Origin of the sequence: Aliiroseovarius sp., assembly GCF_965228805.1 — a bacterium.
Classification (GTDB): Bacteria; Pseudomonadota; Alphaproteobacteria; order Rhodobacterales; family Rhodobacteraceae; genus JASBTN01.
On the sequence record NZ_CBDDIE010000003.1, the window covers coordinates 3,678,485 to 3,697,333 of the forward strand.

Genomic DNA, 18,849 nt, shown 5'->3' on the forward strand with positions numbered 1-18,849 from the left:
TGAGGCGGCAAAGCCCCCGCCGAGCCGAAGGCGAGGCCCCCCTTTGCAAAATTCTTCGAAGAATTTTCACCTGCGCGTTGGACGAGGGGCCTTTGCCCCGGGTGGGCGGTGGCCGCACGCTACGCGCGCGGCGGGCACACATCCAAACCGGCCCCTACCCCTCTGAGGTATAATCCGCCGACGCCTTGCCCCGGTACTTCGCCGTCAGCTCCTCGGGCACTTCCGACCCATCGAACAGGAACGGCAGAATGCCCTTACGCCCCGACTTGCCGCGCATGCCCTTGATCTCCTCCTCCGACCGCGTCACCCGCTGCGACAGGCGCCGACCCCAGCGCGCGAGGTGCTCATAAAGCCGGTCGATCTCGGCCTGGTGGGCGTCGCCCTTGGCCAGGTCGTGGAACTCCTCGGGGTCCGTTTCCAGATCAAACAGCATCGGGCGGAAGCCGCCTTCGAAATGGATCATCTTGAACCGCCCGTCAAAGACCATGAACAGGCGCGCGTCGCGGGGTTCCAGGCCCAGCGCCTCGCAATGGCCGGTGGCGGAATAGTCGTATTCGCTGATCGCCACCTCGCGCCACGCGGGTGCCTCGCTCCCTTGTTCTCTGTGCAGCCACGGCATCAGAGAACGCCCCTCGATGATGTGATCCGGCACCGTGCCGCCCGCCGCCTCGACAAAGGTCGCGGCCAGGTCGATCGCCTCCACCAGCGCGTCGCAGGTGGTGCCACGGGTGGCATCGGCCGCGACGCGCGGATCGTAGATGATCAGCGGGATCTTCACCGAGGGATCATGGAACAGCTCCTTTTCCCCCAGCCAGTGATCGCCCAGGTAATCGCCGTGATCCGAGGTCAGAACGATCATCGTATCGTCCATCCGGCCGGTGGCCTCCAGGTGATCCAGCAACACCCCCAGCTGGTCATCGCATTGCTTGATCAGCCCCATATAGGCCGGGATCACCTTCTGGCGCACCTCGTCGCGCTGGAACGCCTTGCCGATGCGGCCCTGCTGATAGGCGCCCAGCACCGGGTGCGGGTTGTCCAGCTCGGCTTCATGGCGCGTGGGCGCGGGCACGTGGTTCGGCCCGTACATGGCGTGATAGGGGGCGGGCACGATATAGGGCCAGTGCGGTTTGATGTAGCTGACATGGGCGCACCAGGGGTGATCTGCCTGTTCGATGAAATCGATCGTGCGCTGGGTCAGCCAGGGGGTTTCGGAGTCCTCCTCGCGAATGTTCGCGGGCTTGTCAGCGTGTTTGAACATCCAGCCCGAGGCGATGTCCCCTTCTTCATCCACCCCGGCATTCGCGAAGTCCGACCATGGGTTCTCGGACGGATATCCCTTTGATTTCAAATATTCATTATAGGGTGAGCGTTTGGCATCATAGAACCCGTCCGGCCCCTCGCCCCACAGCCCGTCATCGCGGATCCAGGCGTCGAACCCGCATTCCGCCTGGCGCGCGCCGATGATGCTGTCGGGCGACAGACCCAGCCGTTCCATGCCCTCCTCATCCGCCACCATATGGGTCTTGCCAATGAGGTGGCAGCCCATGCCCAGCTTGCGCAGGTGGTCGCCGATGGTCTGCTCGCCCACCCGCAGCGGAAAGCCGTTCCACTGCGCCCCATGGCTGGCACAATACCGCCCCGTATAGAAGCTCATCCGGCTGGCGCCACAAATCGGCGACTGTACGTAAGCCTGCGTGAATCGCACCCCCTTGGCCGCCACCCGGTCGAAGTTCGGCGTGTGCAGATGCGGATGCCCGGCGCAGGAGAGGTAATCGAACCTCAATTGGTCATACATGATGAACAGGATGTTCATGACAGCCCCTCCCCGGCTCTGATTCTTCCCGTGATATTGGCCCGAACATCGCGCCCGCGCCAACCAGGATCGTATCAACTGAAACGTTCCACCGTTCAAACTGCGACAAAATCAGCGCTTATCTGATTTTTTCTGTCAGGATTTGAAAATTCAGGCTATCCCCACCCTCAGCCAATCAGAATCATGTTCCGAGACCACGCCAACCATGCGACAGACCCGCGTCCTTCTTCCCGCTACCATTGCTCTTCTGGCCCTCCCGGCCTCTTTCGCCTACGCCGCCAACGCCGAGGAACTGCGGGACGTGCACCTCGATACCCTGCCCCGCACCGCCGAAGAGGCCGCGCGCATTGCCACCGTCACCGCCCCGCCCACGGATTTCAGCGTCCCGCAAACCTTTGAAGCGCTGTCCGCAGGCAAGGGCACCATTACCGCACGCGAGCCCGGGCAGTCCTTCAAGCTGCCCCAGGCCAATATCGGTGACCTGGCGCTGGACTTCACCCTGGGCGAGGCGATGTTCGACAAGCTCTGGGTCTCGTCGCCCAGCTCGACCAAGGCCTCGGACGGGCTCGGGCCGCTTTACAACACCCGCGCCTGCCGGGTCTGCCACGCGGGCGGCGGGCGCGGCCACGCACCGGACAGTCCCGAGGATGACGCGCAGAGCATGGTGCTGCGCCTCACCCTGCCTGATGGCAGCCCGGACCCGACCTATGGCGGACAGCTGCAGGATTTCTCGATCTCCGGCCACGTTGCCGAAGGGCGCGTGCGCGTCGATTGGGAGGAATTCGAGGTGCCGCTGGAGGGCGAGGCCCCCGCACGCCTGCGCCGCCCGACCTGGTCGGTCGTGGACACGACCTTCGGCCCGACCCATCCCGACATGGCCGTCAGCCCGCGCATTGCCCCGCAGATGATCGGCCTGGGGCTGCTGGAAGCGATCCCCGCCGCCGACATCCTGGCGGGCGCCGACCCCGAGGATGCGGATGGTGACGGCATCTCGGGCCGCGCAAGCGTGGTCTGGTCGGTGGAATACGGCCAGCCGATGCTGGGCCGTTTCGGCCTGAAAGCCGCCACCCCCACCGTGCGCGAGCAAAGCGCCGCCGCCTTTTCCGGCGACATCGGCCTGTCGACCCCGCTCTTCCCCGCCGCCTGGGGTGATTGCACCGAGGCGCAGGCGGGCTGCCGCACCGACACCCATGGCGACGGTGACGTGCGGGTGTTCGAGGTGGATGACGTGGGCCTCGACCTGACCACGCTCTACGGCCGCAACCTGGGCGTGCCTGCCCGGCGCGACGTGGGTGACCCCGAAGTGCTGCGCGGCAAGGAAATGTTCCACGCCGCTGGCTGTGCCGCCTGCCACCGCCCCGCCTATGTCACCCATCGCCTGACCGATCAGCCGCAGCAGAGCTTCCAGTTGATCTGGCCCTATACGGACATGCTGCTCCATGACATGGGGCCAGACCTGGCGGATGCCGGTCCCGATGGGACAGAATGGCGCACCCCGCCGCTCTGGGGGATCGGCTTGACGGAAGAGGTCTCGGGCCATACCCAGTTCCTGCACGATGGCCGCGCGCGGTCGCTGTTGGAAGCGGTGTTGTGGCACGGGGGCGAGGCGCAAGCAGCCCGCGATACTGTCACGCAGATGGCCGCGCCCGACCGTGCTGCCCTGATCCGTTTCCTGGAGTCGCTGTAATGCGCGTTCTGTCCCACCTTGCCCGCACAACCGCCGCCCTGGCCCTGATCTTCGGCACGGCCGCCCAGGCACAAGAGGCTGGAATGCGTGTCGACACCGTGCTCGACAGCCATGTGCTGCCCCGCTTCACGGCCCTGGCCGAGGCGACCGAGACCCTGAAAACCACCGCCGCCGACAGCTGCACCCCTGACGGCCCCGCAGGCCCCGCACTGGAACAGGCCTTCCACGCCGCCTTCGACGCCTGGATCGGCGCCAGCCACCTGCGTTTCGGCCCGACTGAGGCCGAGGACCGCGCCCATGCCATGGCCTTCTGGCCCGACACCAAGGGCTTTACCAAGAAGGCGCTGAATCGGTTGATCGGGGCCGAGAGCGACATCGTCGTCGCCCCGGAGCGTTTCGCTGACAGCTCCATCGCCGGGCGCGGGCTCTTTGCGCTGGAATACCTGCTGTTTGACGAAAACATGCGCACCAACGGCCCTGCCCAGTACCGCTGCGCCCTCGCCACCGCCATTGCGACGGACCTTGACCGCAATGCCGACGCGATCCTGGCCGATTGGCGGGACAGCTACGCCGACCAGATGCGTACCCCTGGCGAGGACACCCCGTTTCGCAGCGATGAAGAAGCGCTGCAGGTGCTTTACCAATCCCTGTTGACCGGGTTGCAATTCAGCGCCGACACCCGCCTGGGCCGCCCCCTGGGCACGTTCGACCGCCCCCGCCCGCGCCGGGCCGAGGCCTGGCGGTCCCAGCGTTCGCTTGCCAACCTTACCGCCTCGCTGGCAGCCCTCGAAGAGCTCTCGGCCCTGCTGGCCAAGGGCCATGACGAAGTCGCCGGTAAGCTGACCGATGATTTCACCCGTCTTGGGGACATGACCGATGCGCTGGAGGATCCCACCTTTGCCGGTGTCGCCGACCCGATGACCCGTTTCCGCATCGAGGCGATCCAGACCGCCATCAACGCGATCCGCGAGACCGTGACCTGGCAGCTGGGCAATGCGCTTGGCGTGCAGGAAGGGTTCAACGCGCTGGACGGAGACTAATCATGCCATCACGCCGCCATTTCCTCGCCGGTCTCGCCGCCTCCGCTGGCCTCGCCACGACCGGAACCTGGGCCGCAGCCGGGGCACCCGATTTCCTGTCGGCGGCGCGGTTTCCCGATGGTAGCTACCAACTGGCAGGGCTGACACGGACAGGAGAGATCCTCTTCACCCTGCCCCTGCCCGACCGCGGCCATGCCGCCGCCGCGCACCCGCGCCGTGCCGAGGCCGTCGCCTTCGCCCGCCGCCCCGGCGACTTCGCCCTGGTGATCGACTGCATCACCGGCCAGGACCGCGCGCGGCTGACTGCGCCTCAGGGGCGGCATTTCTACGGCCACGGCGTCTTTACCCACGACGGCGCGCGACTCTACACCACCGAAAACGACTATGAGGCCGGGGAGGGCGTGATCGGCGTCTGGGACGCTCAGACCCTCGCGCGCCTGGGCGAATTCCCCTCCGGCGGCGTGGGCCCCCATGACATGGTGCTTCTCCCGGACGGGCAGACCCTGGTGGTGGCCAATGGCGGGATCGAGACCCACCCCAGCTCCGGCCGGGCCAAGCTGAACATCCCGGTGATGGAACCGAACCTTTCCTATCTGAGCCTGGATGGCACCCTGATCGAACGCATGGAGCTGGACCGGGAGCTGCACAAGAACTCGATCCGCCACCTGGCCGTGGGCGCAGACGGCACCGTCGCCTTTGCCATGCAATGGCAGGGCGGCGACGAGGTCGTGCCGCTGCTGGGTCTTCACGCCAAGGACAATGCCCCCAGCTTGCTCACCCCGCCCGCGGACCAACTGCGCCGGATGAACGGCTACGCTGGCAGCGTGGCCCTATCCGGCGATGGGAAACAGGTGGCGATCACCTCCCCGCGTGGTGGGCTGATGCAGATCCACGACCTGACCACCGGCGCCCTGCTGGCGATGCCCGAGCAGCCGGATGTCTGCGGCATCGGCACGCTCGCCGACGGGTTCCTCTTCACCACCGGCGAAGGGGTAGTGGGCCATGCCGATGGCGACACGGTTACCGAACTTGCACACCACGATTGTCAGTTTGACAACCACCTGGTGCGGCTGACCTGACACCGGCCGGACGCGGCAGTTCTCTTTTCCTTGCCTCACATACCTTGGAGTAAGCTCGTTTACCCAGGACACGCGAGCCTCCCTGGGGGCCGCGCGTGCCGGGCGTTCCAAAAAACGGCAAGGTGCAAACGAAAGACGCCGGACTTTCGCCCGGCGTCTCCAATTCTCACAACGGCCCGAGGTTTACTCGAACACGGCACCCGGGTTGTCCAGGCTGTCGGAGCCTTCGACCTCGATCGGGTCGATCCCGACCACGGCGATGGCGCGTTCAATCGATTTGGTCTGGTCGACCAGCTTGTCGATGGCGTTCTGAATGAGCGCGCCACCGGCGGCATCGGCACCCAGCATCTGGTCGTAGGAGGTGCCGGCCTCGGCCGCAGTGCGGATATCACCCAGGGCAATCATCGTCTCGTTCAGGTCGCCCAGCAGCTCGCCGGCAACTGCAGCGTCCTTGGCCGAGACCAGGTCATGCAGCGAGGGGCCCGACACGACCGAACCGTCGATGCGCACGTAGCGACCGGTGTAGACGTTGCGAATGCCCAGACCGTCGAAATAGTGGCTGTTGTGGGTGTTGTCCGAGAAGCAATCATGCTCTTCCTCGGGGTCCTGCAGCAGCAGGCCCAGCTTCATGCGCTCGCCCGCCTGCTCACCGTAGGACAGGCTGCCCAGACCGGTGAAGGCCATGATGATACCCTTGTCCGCATCGGCGGAAACATCGGCGCGGCCCTGGCCACCTTCGGACCAGTTGGCAACGGCCTCTTCCAGGTCGGTGATCAGCAGATCGGTCGCCGCCACCAGGTACTGGACGCGGCGGTCACAGTTGCCGCCGGAGCAGTTGGCGGTGTCGAAATCGCTGGCCGGGCGCTCACCGGCGCCGTGATCGGTGCCATAAAGATCCTGACCCCAGAGCAGGAATTCGATCGCGTGGTAACCCGTGGCCACGTTGGCCTCGATGCCTTCCACTTCGTGCAGGCTTTCCAGCAGCGCGGGCGTGATTGTCGAGGCGTCGATCATCGCCGAACCGATGGTCAGTTTCGGCGTGGCGATCACGTTGGCGGTGGCGAAGGGGTTTTCGTCCGACGAGGCGTCGCCCTTGACGTAGTCAATCAGGCCTTCGTCCAGCGGCCAGGCATTCACCTTGCCTTCCCAGTCGTCCACGGTGGGGTTGCCGAAGCGGAAGGCCTCGGTCTGCTGATAGGGCACGCGGGCAGCCAGCCAGGCTTCCTTGGCAGCTTCCAGGTTGGCCTCGGTCGGGGCGGCGATCAGCGCCTCGACGGCCCCTTTCAGCGCCTTGGCCAGGGTCAGGCTGTCCTCATATCCGGCCTGGGCGATATCGGCGTAGTTGTCGATGATGGCAGCCGTGTCGGCGGCTTGAACCATAGCCGTCGATCCCAGCAGGAACGGCAGGGCCAGAAGCGATTTGCGAAGGGTCATGGATATCCTCGTGGGTTGAATCATTTGCACGCTTAATACACGAGTGAAATTATCAGGCAAACATTTTTGAGTATTTTTGTCGGAATTGCTCCATGATGCGACACCCCGTCACAACCAGACGGGACGCACGCGCCCTTTCCGCCCAGCGCGGCTATGCCGCAGCCTCTGGGGGGCACTGGCCGTGGCGCTTGGCGCGCGAATGGGATAAGGGCAGCGCACGAGTTTTGAAGGTGCGCCCATGCAGACCCAGATCCCCCTCACACGCGACCTTGTCCTGATCGGCGGCGGGCATGCCCATGCCCTGGTCCTGCGCATGTGGGGCATGAAACCCCTGCTGGGCACCCGCCTGACCCTGATCAACCCGGGCCCGACCGCGCCCTATTCCGGCATGCTGCCCGGTCATATCGCCGGGCACTACACGCGCGAGGCACTGGACATCGACCTCGTGAAACTGGCGCGTTTTGCCGGGGCTCGGCTGATCCTGGGCGAAGCCACCGCCATCGACCCGGAAACGCGGACCATCACTGTTGGAGATAGACGGGTCGCCTATGACCTTGCCTCGATCGACGTGGGCATTCACGCCGAGATGCCGGATATCGAGGGCTTTGCCGAACATGGCACCGGTGCCAAGCCGCTGGACAGCTACGCCTCTGCCTGGCGCAACTTCCTGGCCCGCGCCAAGGCCAGAGACGTCGCGCCCGAGGTTGCCGTGATCGGCGGTGGCGTGGCCGGAGCCGAGCTTTCGCTCGCCATGGCCCATGCGCTGCGCCGCGATGTGGGCGACACCGCCCGCGTCACCGTGATCGAAGCGGGCGAGCGCATCACCGGCAAGACCGCTGGCGCCACCCGCCATCTGGACGCCGCCATGGCCCGGCTGGGCGTTACCACCGAGCTCAACGCCGAGGTGACCCGCCTGACGGCCGATGGCGTCGAGCTGGCCGATGGGCGCACCCTCCCGGCCCGTTTCACCGTTGGCGCCGCGGGCGCCTTTGCCCATTCCTGGCTGGCCGACAGCCCCCTGCCCCTGACCCACGACGGTTTCGTCAAGGTCGACGCCTATCTGCGCGTGCAGGGTCGGCGCGATCTCTTTGCGGTGGGCGACTGCGCCCACCTCTCCCATGCGCCGCGCCCCAAGGCGGGCGTCTACGCGGTGCGCTCCGGCCCGGTGCTCTTTCACAACCTGCGCGCCGCCCTGGTGGGCGATCCGCCCAAGACCTACCGCCCGCAGGGGGATTATCTGAAACTCGTCTCGCTGGGCGGACAGGACGCGATTGCCGAGAAATACGGCCTCTCCTTCGCCGCCCCCTGGGTCTGGCGCTGGAAGGATCGGATCGACCGCAGGTTCATGGACAAGTTCCAGTCCCTGCCGAAGATGCCCGGCCCCGCCCTGCCCGCGCTGGTCACCCAGGGCGTGCGTGAGGAGCTGGGCGGCAAGCCACTCTGTGGCGGCTGTGGGGCGAAACTGGGGCCGGAGGCCCTGTCCGGCGTACTGTCCTCCCTGCCCGCGCCCAGCCGCGCCGACGTTCTGTCCGGGCCCGGCGATGACGCGGGCGTGCTGGACCTCGGTGACACCCGCCAAGTGCTGACCACCGACCACCTGCGCGCCTTTACCGAGGATCCCGCGACGATGGCCCGCATCGCTGCGGTACACGCGCTGGGGGACATCTGGGCGATGGGGGCCAAGCCGCAGTCGGCCATGGTGCAGGTCACCCTGCCGCGCATGTCCCCCGCCCTGCAGAGCCGCACGCTGGCAGAGATCATGCAGGCCGCCGGGGAGGTCATCCGCGCCGCCGGGGCCGAGGTGGTCGGCGGTCACTCCACCATGGGGGCCGAGCTGACCCTCGGGTTCAGCCTGACGGGGCTGACCAGCGACCCAATCCCGAAAGGCGGTGCAAAACCCGGCGATGCCCTGATCCTGACCCGCCCAATCGGCGCGGGCACCCTGCTGGCCGCCGAGATGCAGGGCGCGGCATCTGGCCATGACGTGGCGCATCTGCTGGATCACCTGTCGCGCCCGCAAGGCGATGCGGCCGAGGTGCTGACCAATGCCCATGCGATGACCGACGTCACAGGGTTCGGCCTGGCCGGGCACCTTCTGGAAATCTGCCGAGCCTCAGACCTGTCCGCCGAGCTGTCGCTGGATATGATCCCACTCTACCCCGGCGCGCTGGCACTGGCCGAGGCCGGGCATCGCTCGACGCTCCACGCGGCCAACCAGTCGGCTGCCCCCGCCGCCGGGGCCGGGGCCGAGGGCGCGCGTGGCGCCTTGCTGCATGATCCGCAAACCGCGGGTGGCTTGCTGGCCGCGGTCGAGGCAGATCAGGCCGAGGCCCTGGTCGCCGCGCTGCGGCTCCTGGGGCATGAGGCCGCCGTGATCGGACGCATGGTCGCGGGCGCACCGGGGGTTTCCTGCACCTGAGCGCCTTGGCTCAACCCACCAATTGCGCAGCCACTTCCGACAGTGTCTGATCGCTTAGATCCGGCAGGTCCAGCCGATCCTCCGGTGCCACCTCTCGCCGGGACACGCGGGCATAGCGCGGGTCGTAATGCACCTTGATCAGTTCGCCCGCCAGGGTCGCGAAATCCCCGTCCACAGCCAGGGCCTGCCAGACTTCGATCTGCGCATGCCCGTGATAACGCACGAGTTTCTGCAGCACCGCATCGAGCTTTTCCGGCGCCTCCACCAGATCGTCATAGGCGGTGACCAGGTGGCCCACCCGCGCCTCCAGCGGCGCAGTGATCTCGACCACCCGCGCGGCGATCATCGGCTTCCACAGCGCGGGGGGAATGATGATGCGGCCGATCTTGCTGCTTTCCGCCTCGACAAAGACCGGCCGCGCCGGATCCAGCCGCGCCATCGCCATGGCGAGGCGACTTTCAAAGGTCTTCTGATGCGGCTGTACTTCGCCCATCGGACCAAACAGCGACCCGCGATGTTCCGCCATCGCCTCCAGGTCCAGCACCTGCCCGCCCGCCGCCGCGATCTGCGCCAGCAGCCGCGTCTTGGCCGTGCCGGTGCCGCCGTCGATCAACACCACCTCGCCCGGCCAAAGCGCATCATAGAGCGCCTTGACCACCAGGCGGCGGTAGCTCTTGTAGCCGCCCTCGACCACATCCGCACGCCAGCCGATCTGTTGCAGGATCGAGGTAAAACTGCCCGAGCGCTGCCCGCCGCGCCAGCAATAGACCAACGGGCGCCAGTCGCCCGGCCGATCCGCCAGGGGGCCTTGCAGGTGGTCGGCGGCATTGCGCGCCACCAGCGCCGCGCCGATCTTGCGGGCCAGGAACCGTTCCTCCTGCACGTAGATCGTGCCGACCCGCGCCCGTTCGGCGTTGGACAGCGCTGGCAGGTTGATCGCGCCGGGCACGTGATCCTCGGCAAACTCGGCAGGTGAGCGCACGTCGATGATGTCATCGAAGGGCAGCGTGATCAGGTCAGTGAGGGCGGAAAGCTTGAAGGGCATGGAGGGGCCTGTGGCGTTTTCCCCGTCCTACCCCGACCAGGCGCCAATGGCCAGAGAGCTGCATCCGAGGCGCGCAGCGCCGAGGCCCCCTTCATCAAAGATTATTCAAATAATCTTGGCACGCGCAGGGGTGGGAGGTGGGCTGCGCTGCGCGCGGATTGGCGCTTGCGCGCCGGGCTTTGGTCCCGCCTGTACTCCCAGCGAACGGCGCATGCCCCCTTCGCGACGAGACCCCAAACACCCCGGATGGACGCCCGTTTTTCCCGACGGCGGGTGGGGCGGCGGGGCCGTATAACCCGGCCCGGCCCCATCATCGCCTTAGCCCGCGACCTTTTCCTCGACCGAGGCCGCGACGGCTTCGGCACGGGCGGCGAGTTCCGCCAGCGTGTCGGTCACCACGTCGGGAATGACCGGCACCTCGACCTTTTCGGGCTCGGGCGCCGGGGCGTCCTTCAGCGCGTCCAGCTCGGCCTGAACCTCGGCCAGTTTCGCCTCGGCGGCCTTGGCCTTGTCATCCATCGCCGCGGTCTTGTCCGCCAGCATCAGCCCGGCCATCAGCAGCATGCGCCCTTCGGTCAGGTGCTTGATCTGCGCGGTCAGCACCGAGGCTTCGGTGTCCAGCATGGCGGCGGCGGATTTCAGGAAGTGTTCCTCGCCCTCCTGGCAGGCCACTTCGAAGTCGCGCCCGCCAATGGTGATCTTCACGTCAGGCATCCGCCACCTCCTTCTCCATCGCCTCGACAAGCGGGCTCAGCTCGCCCAGCACCGCATCCAGCTCGGCACGGTCGGCGGCCTGGGCGGCGCGCAGCGCTTCCAGCTCGGCCATCATCGACTTGTTCACCAGGTGCGGCTCGGCCACCCCCGCGCTCAACGCCTCGCGCAGCGCGTCATTGTTGCCGCGCAACTCGCCGTTCATCTTGCGCAGCCGCGCGACCGAGGCCTCTTCCGCCTCCAGCATCTCGCGCAGGCGCTCAACCTCTTCGGCCAGCGTATCGACCGTGCTGTCCTGACGTTCCTTGATCGCCTTCACCCGCTCTTCGAGCTGGGCGTTGACCGTGCGCTCTTCTTCCAGCGCCGTCTCCAGCTCGGCAATGCGCCCGTCATCCGCGGGCACCTCGGCGGGCGTTGCATTCAGCGCCTCGACCCCCTGCCCGATCCGATCCAGCGCCGCGGTAATGCGGCGTTCCAGCTCTGCCAAATCACTCATAATCTGTCCCCGTAATTCCGCCACTCATCTCTGCCTGTCCCCGCGTATCTGTCCAAATCCCGGCGAATCGCCCGGGAATGCGCCTCAAATGGCAGTTTAACCACGTCACAGGTTACTTACCCCCCCTTTGGGGTCAAGCATTTGGCCCTTTTGCTTGATCTTCGCCGCGCGGCTGCTAAGAGCATTTCGAAATCAGTCGCAGTCAAAGGACGACACTCGTGGACATCGCCACCCTTCGCAAAGAGCACCCCGACCACTGGATGCGCGCCGCTGCCATCCGCGCCCTGACCCTGGACGCGGTGGCCGCCGCAAACTCCGGTCACTCCGGCATGCCGATGGGCATGGCCGACGTTGCCACCGTTCTATTCGAGAAACACCTGAAGTTCGATCCGAAAGCGCCCCGCTGGGCCGACCGCGACCGCTTCATCCTGTCGGCCGGTCACGGCTCGATGCTGATCTATTCGCTGTTGTATCTGACTGGCTACGAGGACGTCACCCTCGACCAGATCAAGAACTTCCGCCAGTGGGGCGCCATTACCGCCGGTCACCCGGAATACGGCCATGTCTCGGGTGTCGAGACCACCACCGGCCCGCTGGGTCAGGGCATCGCCAACTCGGTCGGCTTCGCCATGGCCGAGGAAATCCAGCGCGCCCGTTTCGGCAAGAAGATCGTCGATCACTACACCTATGTGATCGCCGGCGACGGCTGCCTGATGGAAGGCATCAGCCAGGAGGCCATCGGCCTTGCGGGTCGTCACGAGCTGTCCAAGCTGGTGGTCTTCTGGGACAACAACGACATCACCATCGACGGCAAGGTCTCGCTGTCGGACCGCACCGACCAGGTGCAGCGCTTCAAGGCCTCCGGCTGGCATGTGCAGGAGATCGACGGCCATGATCCCATCGCCATCGACGCCGCCATCACCAAGGCCAAGTCGACCAAGAAACCCTCGATGATCGCCTGCAAGACCCACATCGCCCTGGGCCACGCCGCGCAGGACACCTCGAAGGGTCACGGCGCGCTGACCGACGCCGAACAGCTGGCCGCCGCCAAGGAAGTCTATGGCTGGACCACCGGCCCCTTCGTGGTGCCGGACGAGATCAAGGCGCAGTGGGAGGCCATGGGCGCCCGCGGTGCCGAGGCCCGCGCCGAATGGGACGCGCGTTTCGCCGACATTTCCGAGCGCAAACAGGCCGAGTTCACCCGCGCCTACGCAGGCGACGCGCCCAAGCGCCTGTCGGCCGTGGTGCGTGCGCTGAAGAAACAGGTCTCGGACGAGCAGCCCAAGGTCGCGACCCGCAAGTCGTCCGAGATGGCTTTGGAAGTAATCAACCCGATCATGCCGGAAACCGTGGGCGGTTCGGCCGACCTGACGGGCTCGAACAATACCAAGACCGGCGACCTGGGTGTCTTCGACGTGGACAACCGCAAGGGTCGCTATGTCTACTGGGGCATTCGCGAACACGGCATGGCCGCCGCGATGAACGGCATGGCGCTGCACGGCGGTGTGCGCCCCTATGGTGGCACGTTCTTTGTCTTTACCGACTACGCCCGCCCCTCGATGCGCCTGGCCGCCCTCATGGGCATTCCGACCGTCTTCGTGATGACCCACGATTCGATCGGCGTCGGCGAAGACGGCCCGACCCACCAGCCGGTCGAACATCTGGCCATCTGCCGCGCGACCCCCAACAGCTACACCTTCCGCCCGGCGGACACGGTGGAAACCGCCGAAGCCTGGGAAATCGCCCTGACCGCCAAGGACAAACCCTCGGTGCTGGCGCTGACCCGTCAGGGTCTGCCCACTGTGCGCGTCGAGCATAAGACCAAGAACCTGACAGCCCAGGGCGGTTACGTCCTGGCCGAGGCCGAAGGCAAGCGCCAGGCGATCCTGATCGCCACCGGTTCCGAAGTCGAAGTGGCCCTGAAGGCCCGCGACATCCTGCAGGACGCAGGCATCGGCACCCGCGTCGTCTCCATGCCCTGCATGGAGCTCTTCGCCGAGCAGGACGAGGCCTACCGCCGCCGCGTGCTGCCCGCGGGCCCCGTGCGCGTGGGCGTCGAAGCCGCCGTGCGTGATGGTGGCTGGGACAAGCTGCTGCTGGGTGAACGCAGCCGCGAGGCCAAGCAGGCTTTCGTCGGCATGGAAAGCTTCGGCGCCTCGGCCCCGGCGGGCACCCTGTTCGAACAGTTCGGTATCACCGCCGAAAACGTCGCCCAGAAGGTGCGCGACCTGCTGGCGTAAGCTGCCGCAGCCCGGAAATACGAAAGCCGCCGAGGGGTTCCCCCGGCGGCTTTTTCATGCGCGCAAGAGTTTTCAGAAAACTCTTGGCAAAACTCTTCTAAAGAGTTTTGGCCGTCAGGAGATCGGACCGCTTAGCTCCAGATCCCAATCCTTGTAATTCACGCCATTCTTGCGACACCAGAGGTGCAGCGCCTCGAACGCCTTGGCGGCCACATCCAGACGCAATTGATAGGACCGATCAGGCTGCACCCCTTTGGGCGCAGGCACACCGGCCCAGTCCATCGCCATCAAGAGATGGTGCCCGGGCATATCGGTATAGGTCGCATTCGCACCAACCATGTTGTTGTAGATCCGTCCGCCAAACCAGCGCGCCCGGCGAACTGCGTCATCTGCGTGGCGCAGACGCACATAAAGGAACCGCGCCAGTTGCCCCTCGCTCATGGCAAGGCGTTCCGGCACGCTCACCTCATTGCGCGCAGCGTCATAGGGCTGCCCCGGATGATGCTCCGCATGTTTGACCTTCGGCCCCTCGAACGGGCCTTTGAATTCGAAAACCATCACGCCTTGCCCTTGAACACAGCGCCCCAGATCGGGCCGATCACCCGGGTGGCCAGCGGGATCAGCAACAGACCCAGGACAAAGCCGAACACCCCATCCAGCCCGGCGGTCACCGCCCAGCCGACAATCCCGGCCCAGCCCTCACCCACTGCATGGGCGGCGCTTTCCGCCGCGTGGTGAATGAACTCATAGATCGGATGCCAGCCCATCTCGTGCAGCCCGTGCACGACGATATTGCCGCCCACCCACAACATCGCCGCGGTGCCCACCACGGTCAGCAGCTTCATGAACCCCGGCATGGCCTTGACGATACCCCGGCCAACCGCCCGGGTAATCCCCATCCGCCCCTTGTTCGACATCAGAAGCCCCAGGTCATCCGCCTTCACGATCAGCGCAACCGAGCCATAGACCGCCACGGTAATGCCCACCGCCACCACCGCCAGGGTCGCCGTCTTCATGTAGATGTTCGAGGGCGGAATGGCCGACAGCGCAATGGTCATGATCTCGGCCGAGAGGATGAAATCGGTCTTGATGGCGCCTGCGACCTTGGTTTCCTCCAGGTGGGTCGGGTCGCCCTCGTCATGCTCGGCATGATCCCAGGTGTGCTCATGTGGAAACAGCGCATGCCAGATCTTTTCCGCCCCTTCGAAACACAGGTAACTGCCCCCCAGCATCAGCAAAGGCGCGATGGCCCAGGGCGCGAAAGTGCTCAGCAGCATGGCGACGGGAAGCAGGATCAGCAGCTTGTTCTTGATCGAACCCCAGGCGATCTTGCCGACGATCGGCAGCTCGCGGTCGGCGCGGAACCCCTGCACGTATTTCGGCGTCACGGCTGCATCGTCGATCACCGCACCTGCCGCCTTGGCCCCCGCCTTGGCCGCCTGTCCCGCCACGTCGTCAATCGAGGCCGCCGCCACCTTGGCAATGCCCGCCACGTCATCCAGAAGGGCGATCAATCCGCTCATTTCGTGCTCCAGTCCTGCTCGCATGCTGCTCTTGGCGGCGATCCTAACAACTCCCGCGACACGGGCAAGGGGAGGTCCGCCCGACCGCTCCCCGCCACGCGGATGGCCCGAAGGTTTGCGTTAACAGGCGATGTTTTCGCTAACAAGCTGGCGTCAAACCCGTTTTTCCGTTGGCCGCGATTTGACCAGTCGATATAGAGCCCCCAAACTGCTTCATGGGCGCCACCCAGCGATTGGCGCCACAGCCTGAGGGGAAAATCTTATGACCGTCACCGTCGGCATCAACGGCTTCGGCCGCATCGGGCGCTGCACCTTGGCGCATATCGCGGCATCCGGCCGCAACGACATCCAGGTCGTCAAGGTCAACGCGACCGGCCCGATCGAAACCGCGGCCCACCTGCTGAAATACGACAGCGTGCATGGCCGCTATCCGAACGAGATCACCGTCGACGGAAACACGATGGACATCGGCCGTGGCCCGATGCAGATGATGTCGACCTACGAGCCCCGCGAACTGGACTGGTCGGGCTGCGACGTCGTGCTGGAATGCACCGGCAAGTTCAACGACGGTCAGAAAGCCGCCGTGCACCTGGAACAGGGGGCTGGCAAGGTTCTGATCTCGGCCCCGGCGAAGAACGTCGAAAAGACCATCGTCTTCGGCGTGAACGACAAGGAGCTTGAGACCGCACACAAGATGGTCTCGAACGGGTCGTGTACCACCAACGGCCTGGCCCCGCTGGCCAAGGTGCTGAACGATGCGGTCGGCATCGAAAGCGGCGTGATGACCACGATCCACAGCTATACCGGCGACCAGCCGACCCTGGACCGCCGCCACAAGGACCTGTACCGCGCCCGCGCCGCCGCCATGGCGATGATCCCGACCTCGACCGGTGCCGCCAAGGCCCTGGGCGAAGTGCTGCCGGAACTTGCGGGCAAGCTGGATGGCACCGCCCTGCGCGTGCCGACCCCGAATGTCTCGGCCGTGGACCTGACCTTTACCGCCAAGCGCGACACGAGCGTGGAAGAGATCAACCAGGTGATGGCCGAAGCCGCCGCCGGTCCCATGGGCCGCGTGCTGGGCTATGACCCGGAACCCAAGGTCTCGATCGACTTCAACCACACCGAGCAGAGCTCGATCTTCGCCCCCGACCAGACCAAGGTCGTCGGCGGGCGCACCGTGCGCGTTCTGGCCTGGTACGACAACGAATGGGGCTTCTCGGTCCGCATGGCCGATGTTGCCGCGCTGATGGGCCAGCTGGGCTGACCCGCCGCCCCCTGAACAGCGAAAGCCCCGCCGGATCTGGCGGGGCTTTTTGAGTCCAACGAGGTGCTCCGACGCCTGCCCCCTCCAACGCATATGAGGATGGATCACCCGGTGGCTCGCCGCGATGTCACCACCACGTAACTCAGAATCGTGCCCAGAATCACCGCCCCGCCGACAAAGCTCGCCACCGGAGGCACTTCGGAAAAGACCAGAAACGCCAGCAAAGGCGCGAAGGCCGCGCTGGTCATCGAGATCACCCCGACCTCCGGCGCGGTGATATGGCGGGTGGCGACCCCGATCAGCACCCGCCCGAATGGCGCGCTGAACAGCCCCATCACCGCCATGGTCAGCCAGGTCGTCATGCTATAACTGGCCGGGGAGGCAAATGCCGCCATGGCCAGCGCCAGGAACAGCCCACCCAGTCCGATGGTCGCCATCCGGCTGACCTCGGGATAGCCGCGTTTGAGCGTGTGGTTCAGCGCAACGAATGTGACCGCCACCAGCGCAAGCCCATCGCCCAACAGGCGCGCGCCACCATCCACCCCCGGGTCAGACACCGATCCGGACACCACGATCCCCACACCCAGCATGACACCGGCAATGGCCAGCCAGGTCGCGCGGCGCGTGACCTCACCCAGAAAGATCCGGCTGAACACAGCGGCCAGTGTGGGCGTGATGGTCAGGATCAGAAAGGTGTTCGCGACCGAGGTCAGCTTGACGCTGAAGACAAGCGAGGTTGCACTGCCAAGCATCAGAAGCCCCGAGGCAATAACTGGCCAGCCCCCGGCCCTGAGCGTTCCAACAAGGCCACGCACATCGGCGACCTGGATGACTGTCGCCAGCGAGAGCGCAGTGAACAGCCCGAACAGAAAGGCCGTATCCACCCCGCCAACGCCCGACAGCCGAATGAAGATCGCGTCAAAGCTCATCAGGAACGCCCCGGCGAGCGCGATGAAAATCCCCGTCAGGCGCGGGTTTGCGCCGCTGCGGATCAAGGTCTGTATTTGTGCCATCTTTGGCCTCCGACAAGAATCATACTTATCGGTATGATTTAGGATCTCTTGCACGCCCGTCAAGTTTTTCATACTCTCCCGTATGATTTTACTCTGCAGCCAGCCAGGTCCCCCATGAGCAAACTCGCAGCAAACAAGGCCGCCAAGACCCGCGCCATCATCGACGCGGCCCGGATGCAGTTCCTGACCGGCGGCTATGCCGACGCATCAATGGATGCGATAGCCAAAGCGGCGGGGGTCACGAAACAAACGGTCTATCGCTATTTCCCGTCGAAGGATAACCTGTTCGAAGCCACGCTGAAGGACATGGGCAATCGCACCCATGACCACCTGATCGACCTTGCCGCCAACCCTGACACAGCCGCCGCACTCGAAGAGTTCGCCGTTGGGTTCGTGAAGGGCCACCTGACCCAGAAGCATCTGGACACGATCCGCCTGCTGATCGCCGAGGCTCCCCGCGCGCCACACCTGCTACAGCTGTTCAACGCCATCGGCCGGGTACCCACCACCCATCAGCTGGCCACGTTCTTTGCGGACCGCTTCCACGTTGAAGATCCCGAGGTTATGGCCAACCTCTGGACGTCGATGCTGCTTACGCTGCGCCATGACGTGCTGGTCGGTTCCCCCTACCCGTCCGACGACCGCATCCGCAAGCATGCGCACAACTGCACTGCTTTCCTGCTGGCCGCGCTGGAGCAGAAATGACCGAGGCCCTCCATACATGCCCGTGCTGCGGCTTTCCGACCCTGGAGGCCCGCGCCGTTTTCGATATTTGCGAGATCTGCTGGTGGGAAGATGACGGGCAGGACGCCCCCTACGCCGATGAGGTCTGGGCAGGGCCGAACAAGGACTATTCCCTGACCATGGCACGCCAGAACTTCCTGGCGCACCGGCACATGTATGACGCCGGGGAGGGCATTGATGTGGTGGAGTTTCCCGACGCGAACCGGCTGGCCCTGCTGGCCTATGTCAACAAGGTGCTCGACAGGGAGGTTGGCCTGGACCCGAAGCGGCTGGGCCAACTGCTGTCCATGCCGCAATCACCGCACCGCCCCATGCCCCGTTCAAGTCCTTGAACCACCGGG

Annotated in this window: 16 protein-coding genes; 8 read left to right on the forward strand and 8 right to left on the reverse strand. The window is 65.6% G+C overall.

Going from position 1 to position 18,849, the window contains the following annotated elements:
- Positions 1-154: 154 nt before the first annotated feature.
- Positions 155-1,813, reverse strand: coding sequence for a sulfatase-like hydrolase/transferase (locus ACO07D_RS19185; protein WP_421704527.1), 1,659 nt, complete (start codon positions 1,811-1,813; stop codon positions 155-157).
- 205 nt (positions 1,814-2,018) lie between these two features.
- Here ACO07D_RS19185 and ACO07D_RS19190 point away from each other — a divergent pair, with 205 nt between their 5' ends.
- From ACO07D_RS19190 to ACO07D_RS19200, 3 genes are read left to right on the forward strand one after another with little or no spacing between them, the layout of a single operon-like run.
- Positions 2,019-3,500: a di-heme oxidoredictase family protein gene (locus ACO07D_RS19190; protein WP_421704528.1), complete on the forward strand. Its 1,482-nt coding sequence runs from the start codon at positions 2,019-2,021 to the stop codon at positions 3,498-3,500.
- Positions 3,500-4,540, forward strand: a complete 1,041-nt coding sequence (locus tag ACO07D_RS19195) for an imelysin family protein (RefSeq protein ID WP_421704529.1) — start codon at positions 3,500-3,502, stop codon at positions 4,538-4,540. Before ACO07D_RS19190 ends, ACO07D_RS19195 begins: the two co-directional genes overlap by 1 nt.
- Before the next feature lie 2 nt (positions 4,541-4,542).
- Positions 4,543-5,619: a DUF1513 domain-containing protein gene (locus ACO07D_RS19200; protein ID WP_421704530.1), complete on the forward strand. Its 1,077-nt coding sequence runs from the start codon at positions 4,543-4,545 to the stop codon at positions 5,617-5,619.
- Positions 5,620-5,802: 183 nt separating this feature from the next.
- Here the strand turns inward: ACO07D_RS19200 and ACO07D_RS19205 are convergent, their stop codons facing one another.
- Positions 5,803-7,053 (reverse strand): imelysin family protein, encoded by a 1,251-nt coding sequence (locus tag ACO07D_RS19205; RefSeq protein ID WP_421704531.1) that lies wholly within the window; start codon positions 7,051-7,053, stop codon positions 5,803-5,805.
- A gap of 238 nt (positions 7,054-7,291) precedes the next feature.
- Here ACO07D_RS19205 and selD point away from each other — a divergent pair, with 238 nt between their 5' ends.
- Complete coding sequence (selD, locus tag ACO07D_RS19210; protein ID WP_421704532.1) at positions 7,292-9,472, forward strand: selenide, water dikinase SelD; 2,181 nt, start codon at positions 7,292-7,294, stop codon at positions 9,470-9,472.
- Positions 9,473-9,482: 10 nt separating this feature from the next.
- Here the strand turns inward: selD and mnmH are convergent, their stop codons facing one another.
- From mnmH to ACO07D_RS19225, 3 genes are all read right to left on the reverse strand, one after another.
- Positions 9,483-10,517, reverse strand: coding sequence for a tRNA 2-selenouridine(34) synthase MnmH (mnmH, locus tag ACO07D_RS19215; protein ID WP_421704533.1), 1,035 nt, complete (start codon positions 10,515-10,517; stop codon positions 9,483-9,485).
- A 318-nt stretch (positions 10,518-10,835) separates the two neighbouring features.
- Positions 10,836-11,231: a cell division protein ZapA gene (locus tag ACO07D_RS19220; RefSeq protein WP_421704534.1), complete on the reverse strand. Its 396-nt coding sequence runs from the start codon at positions 11,229-11,231 to the stop codon at positions 10,836-10,838.
- Positions 11,224-11,724 (reverse strand): hypothetical protein, encoded by a 501-nt coding sequence (locus ACO07D_RS19225; RefSeq protein ID WP_421704535.1) that lies wholly within the window; start codon positions 11,722-11,724, stop codon positions 11,224-11,226. Before ACO07D_RS19225 ends, ACO07D_RS19220 begins: the two co-directional genes overlap by 8 nt.
- A 218-nt stretch (positions 11,725-11,942) precedes the next feature.
- On the opposite strand from ACO07D_RS19225, the gene tkt reads away from it, so the two are divergent.
- Entirely contained in the window at positions 11,943-13,964 is a 2,022-nt protein-coding gene (tkt, locus tag ACO07D_RS19230; RefSeq protein WP_421704536.1) for a transketolase, read from the forward strand.
- 114 nt (positions 13,965-14,078) lie between these two features.
- On the opposite strand, the gene ACO07D_RS19235 is transcribed toward tkt, so the two are convergent.
- Together ACO07D_RS19235 and ACO07D_RS19240 are read right to left on the reverse strand one after the other, a co-directional pair.
- Positions 14,079-14,522: a hypothetical protein gene (locus tag ACO07D_RS19235; protein ID WP_421704537.1), complete on the reverse strand. Its 444-nt coding sequence runs from the start codon at positions 14,520-14,522 to the stop codon at positions 14,079-14,081.
- Entirely contained in the window at positions 14,522-15,487 is a 966-nt protein-coding gene (locus ACO07D_RS19240; protein ID WP_421704538.1) for a DUF808 domain-containing protein, read from the reverse strand. Before ACO07D_RS19240 ends, ACO07D_RS19235 begins: the two co-directional genes overlap by 1 nt.
- A 262-nt stretch (positions 15,488-15,749) precedes the next feature.
- Here ACO07D_RS19240 and gap point away from each other — a divergent pair, with 262 nt between their 5' ends.
- Positions 15,750-16,751 carry a type I glyceraldehyde-3-phosphate dehydrogenase gene (gene gap / locus ACO07D_RS19245; protein WP_421704539.1) on the forward strand — a complete coding sequence of 334 codons (1,002 nt, stop codon included), beginning with the start codon at positions 15,750-15,752 and terminating at the stop codon, positions 16,749-16,751.
- 104 nt (positions 16,752-16,855) lie between these two features.
- Here gap and ACO07D_RS19250 read toward each other — a convergent pair whose 3' ends face one another.
- A complete protein-coding gene (locus tag ACO07D_RS19250) occupies positions 16,856-17,764 on the reverse strand; it encodes a DMT family transporter (protein ID WP_421704540.1) in 909 nt (302 codons plus the stop codon).
- Between the two features lie 114 nt (positions 17,765-17,878).
- On the opposite strand from ACO07D_RS19250, the gene ACO07D_RS19255 reads away from it, so the two are divergent.
- The gene (locus ACO07D_RS19255; protein WP_421704541.1) at positions 17,879-18,469 is read left to right on the forward strand and encodes a TetR/AcrR family transcriptional regulator; all 591 of its coding nucleotides are present in this window, start codon (positions 17,879-17,881) and stop codon (positions 18,467-18,469) included.
- Positions 18,466-18,840, forward strand: coding sequence for a CPCC family cysteine-rich protein (locus ACO07D_RS19260; protein ID WP_421704542.1), 375 nt, complete (start codon positions 18,466-18,468; stop codon positions 18,838-18,840). Before ACO07D_RS19255 ends, ACO07D_RS19260 begins: the two co-directional genes overlap by 4 nt.
- The last annotated feature ends 9 nt before the right edge of the window (positions 18,841-18,849 follow it).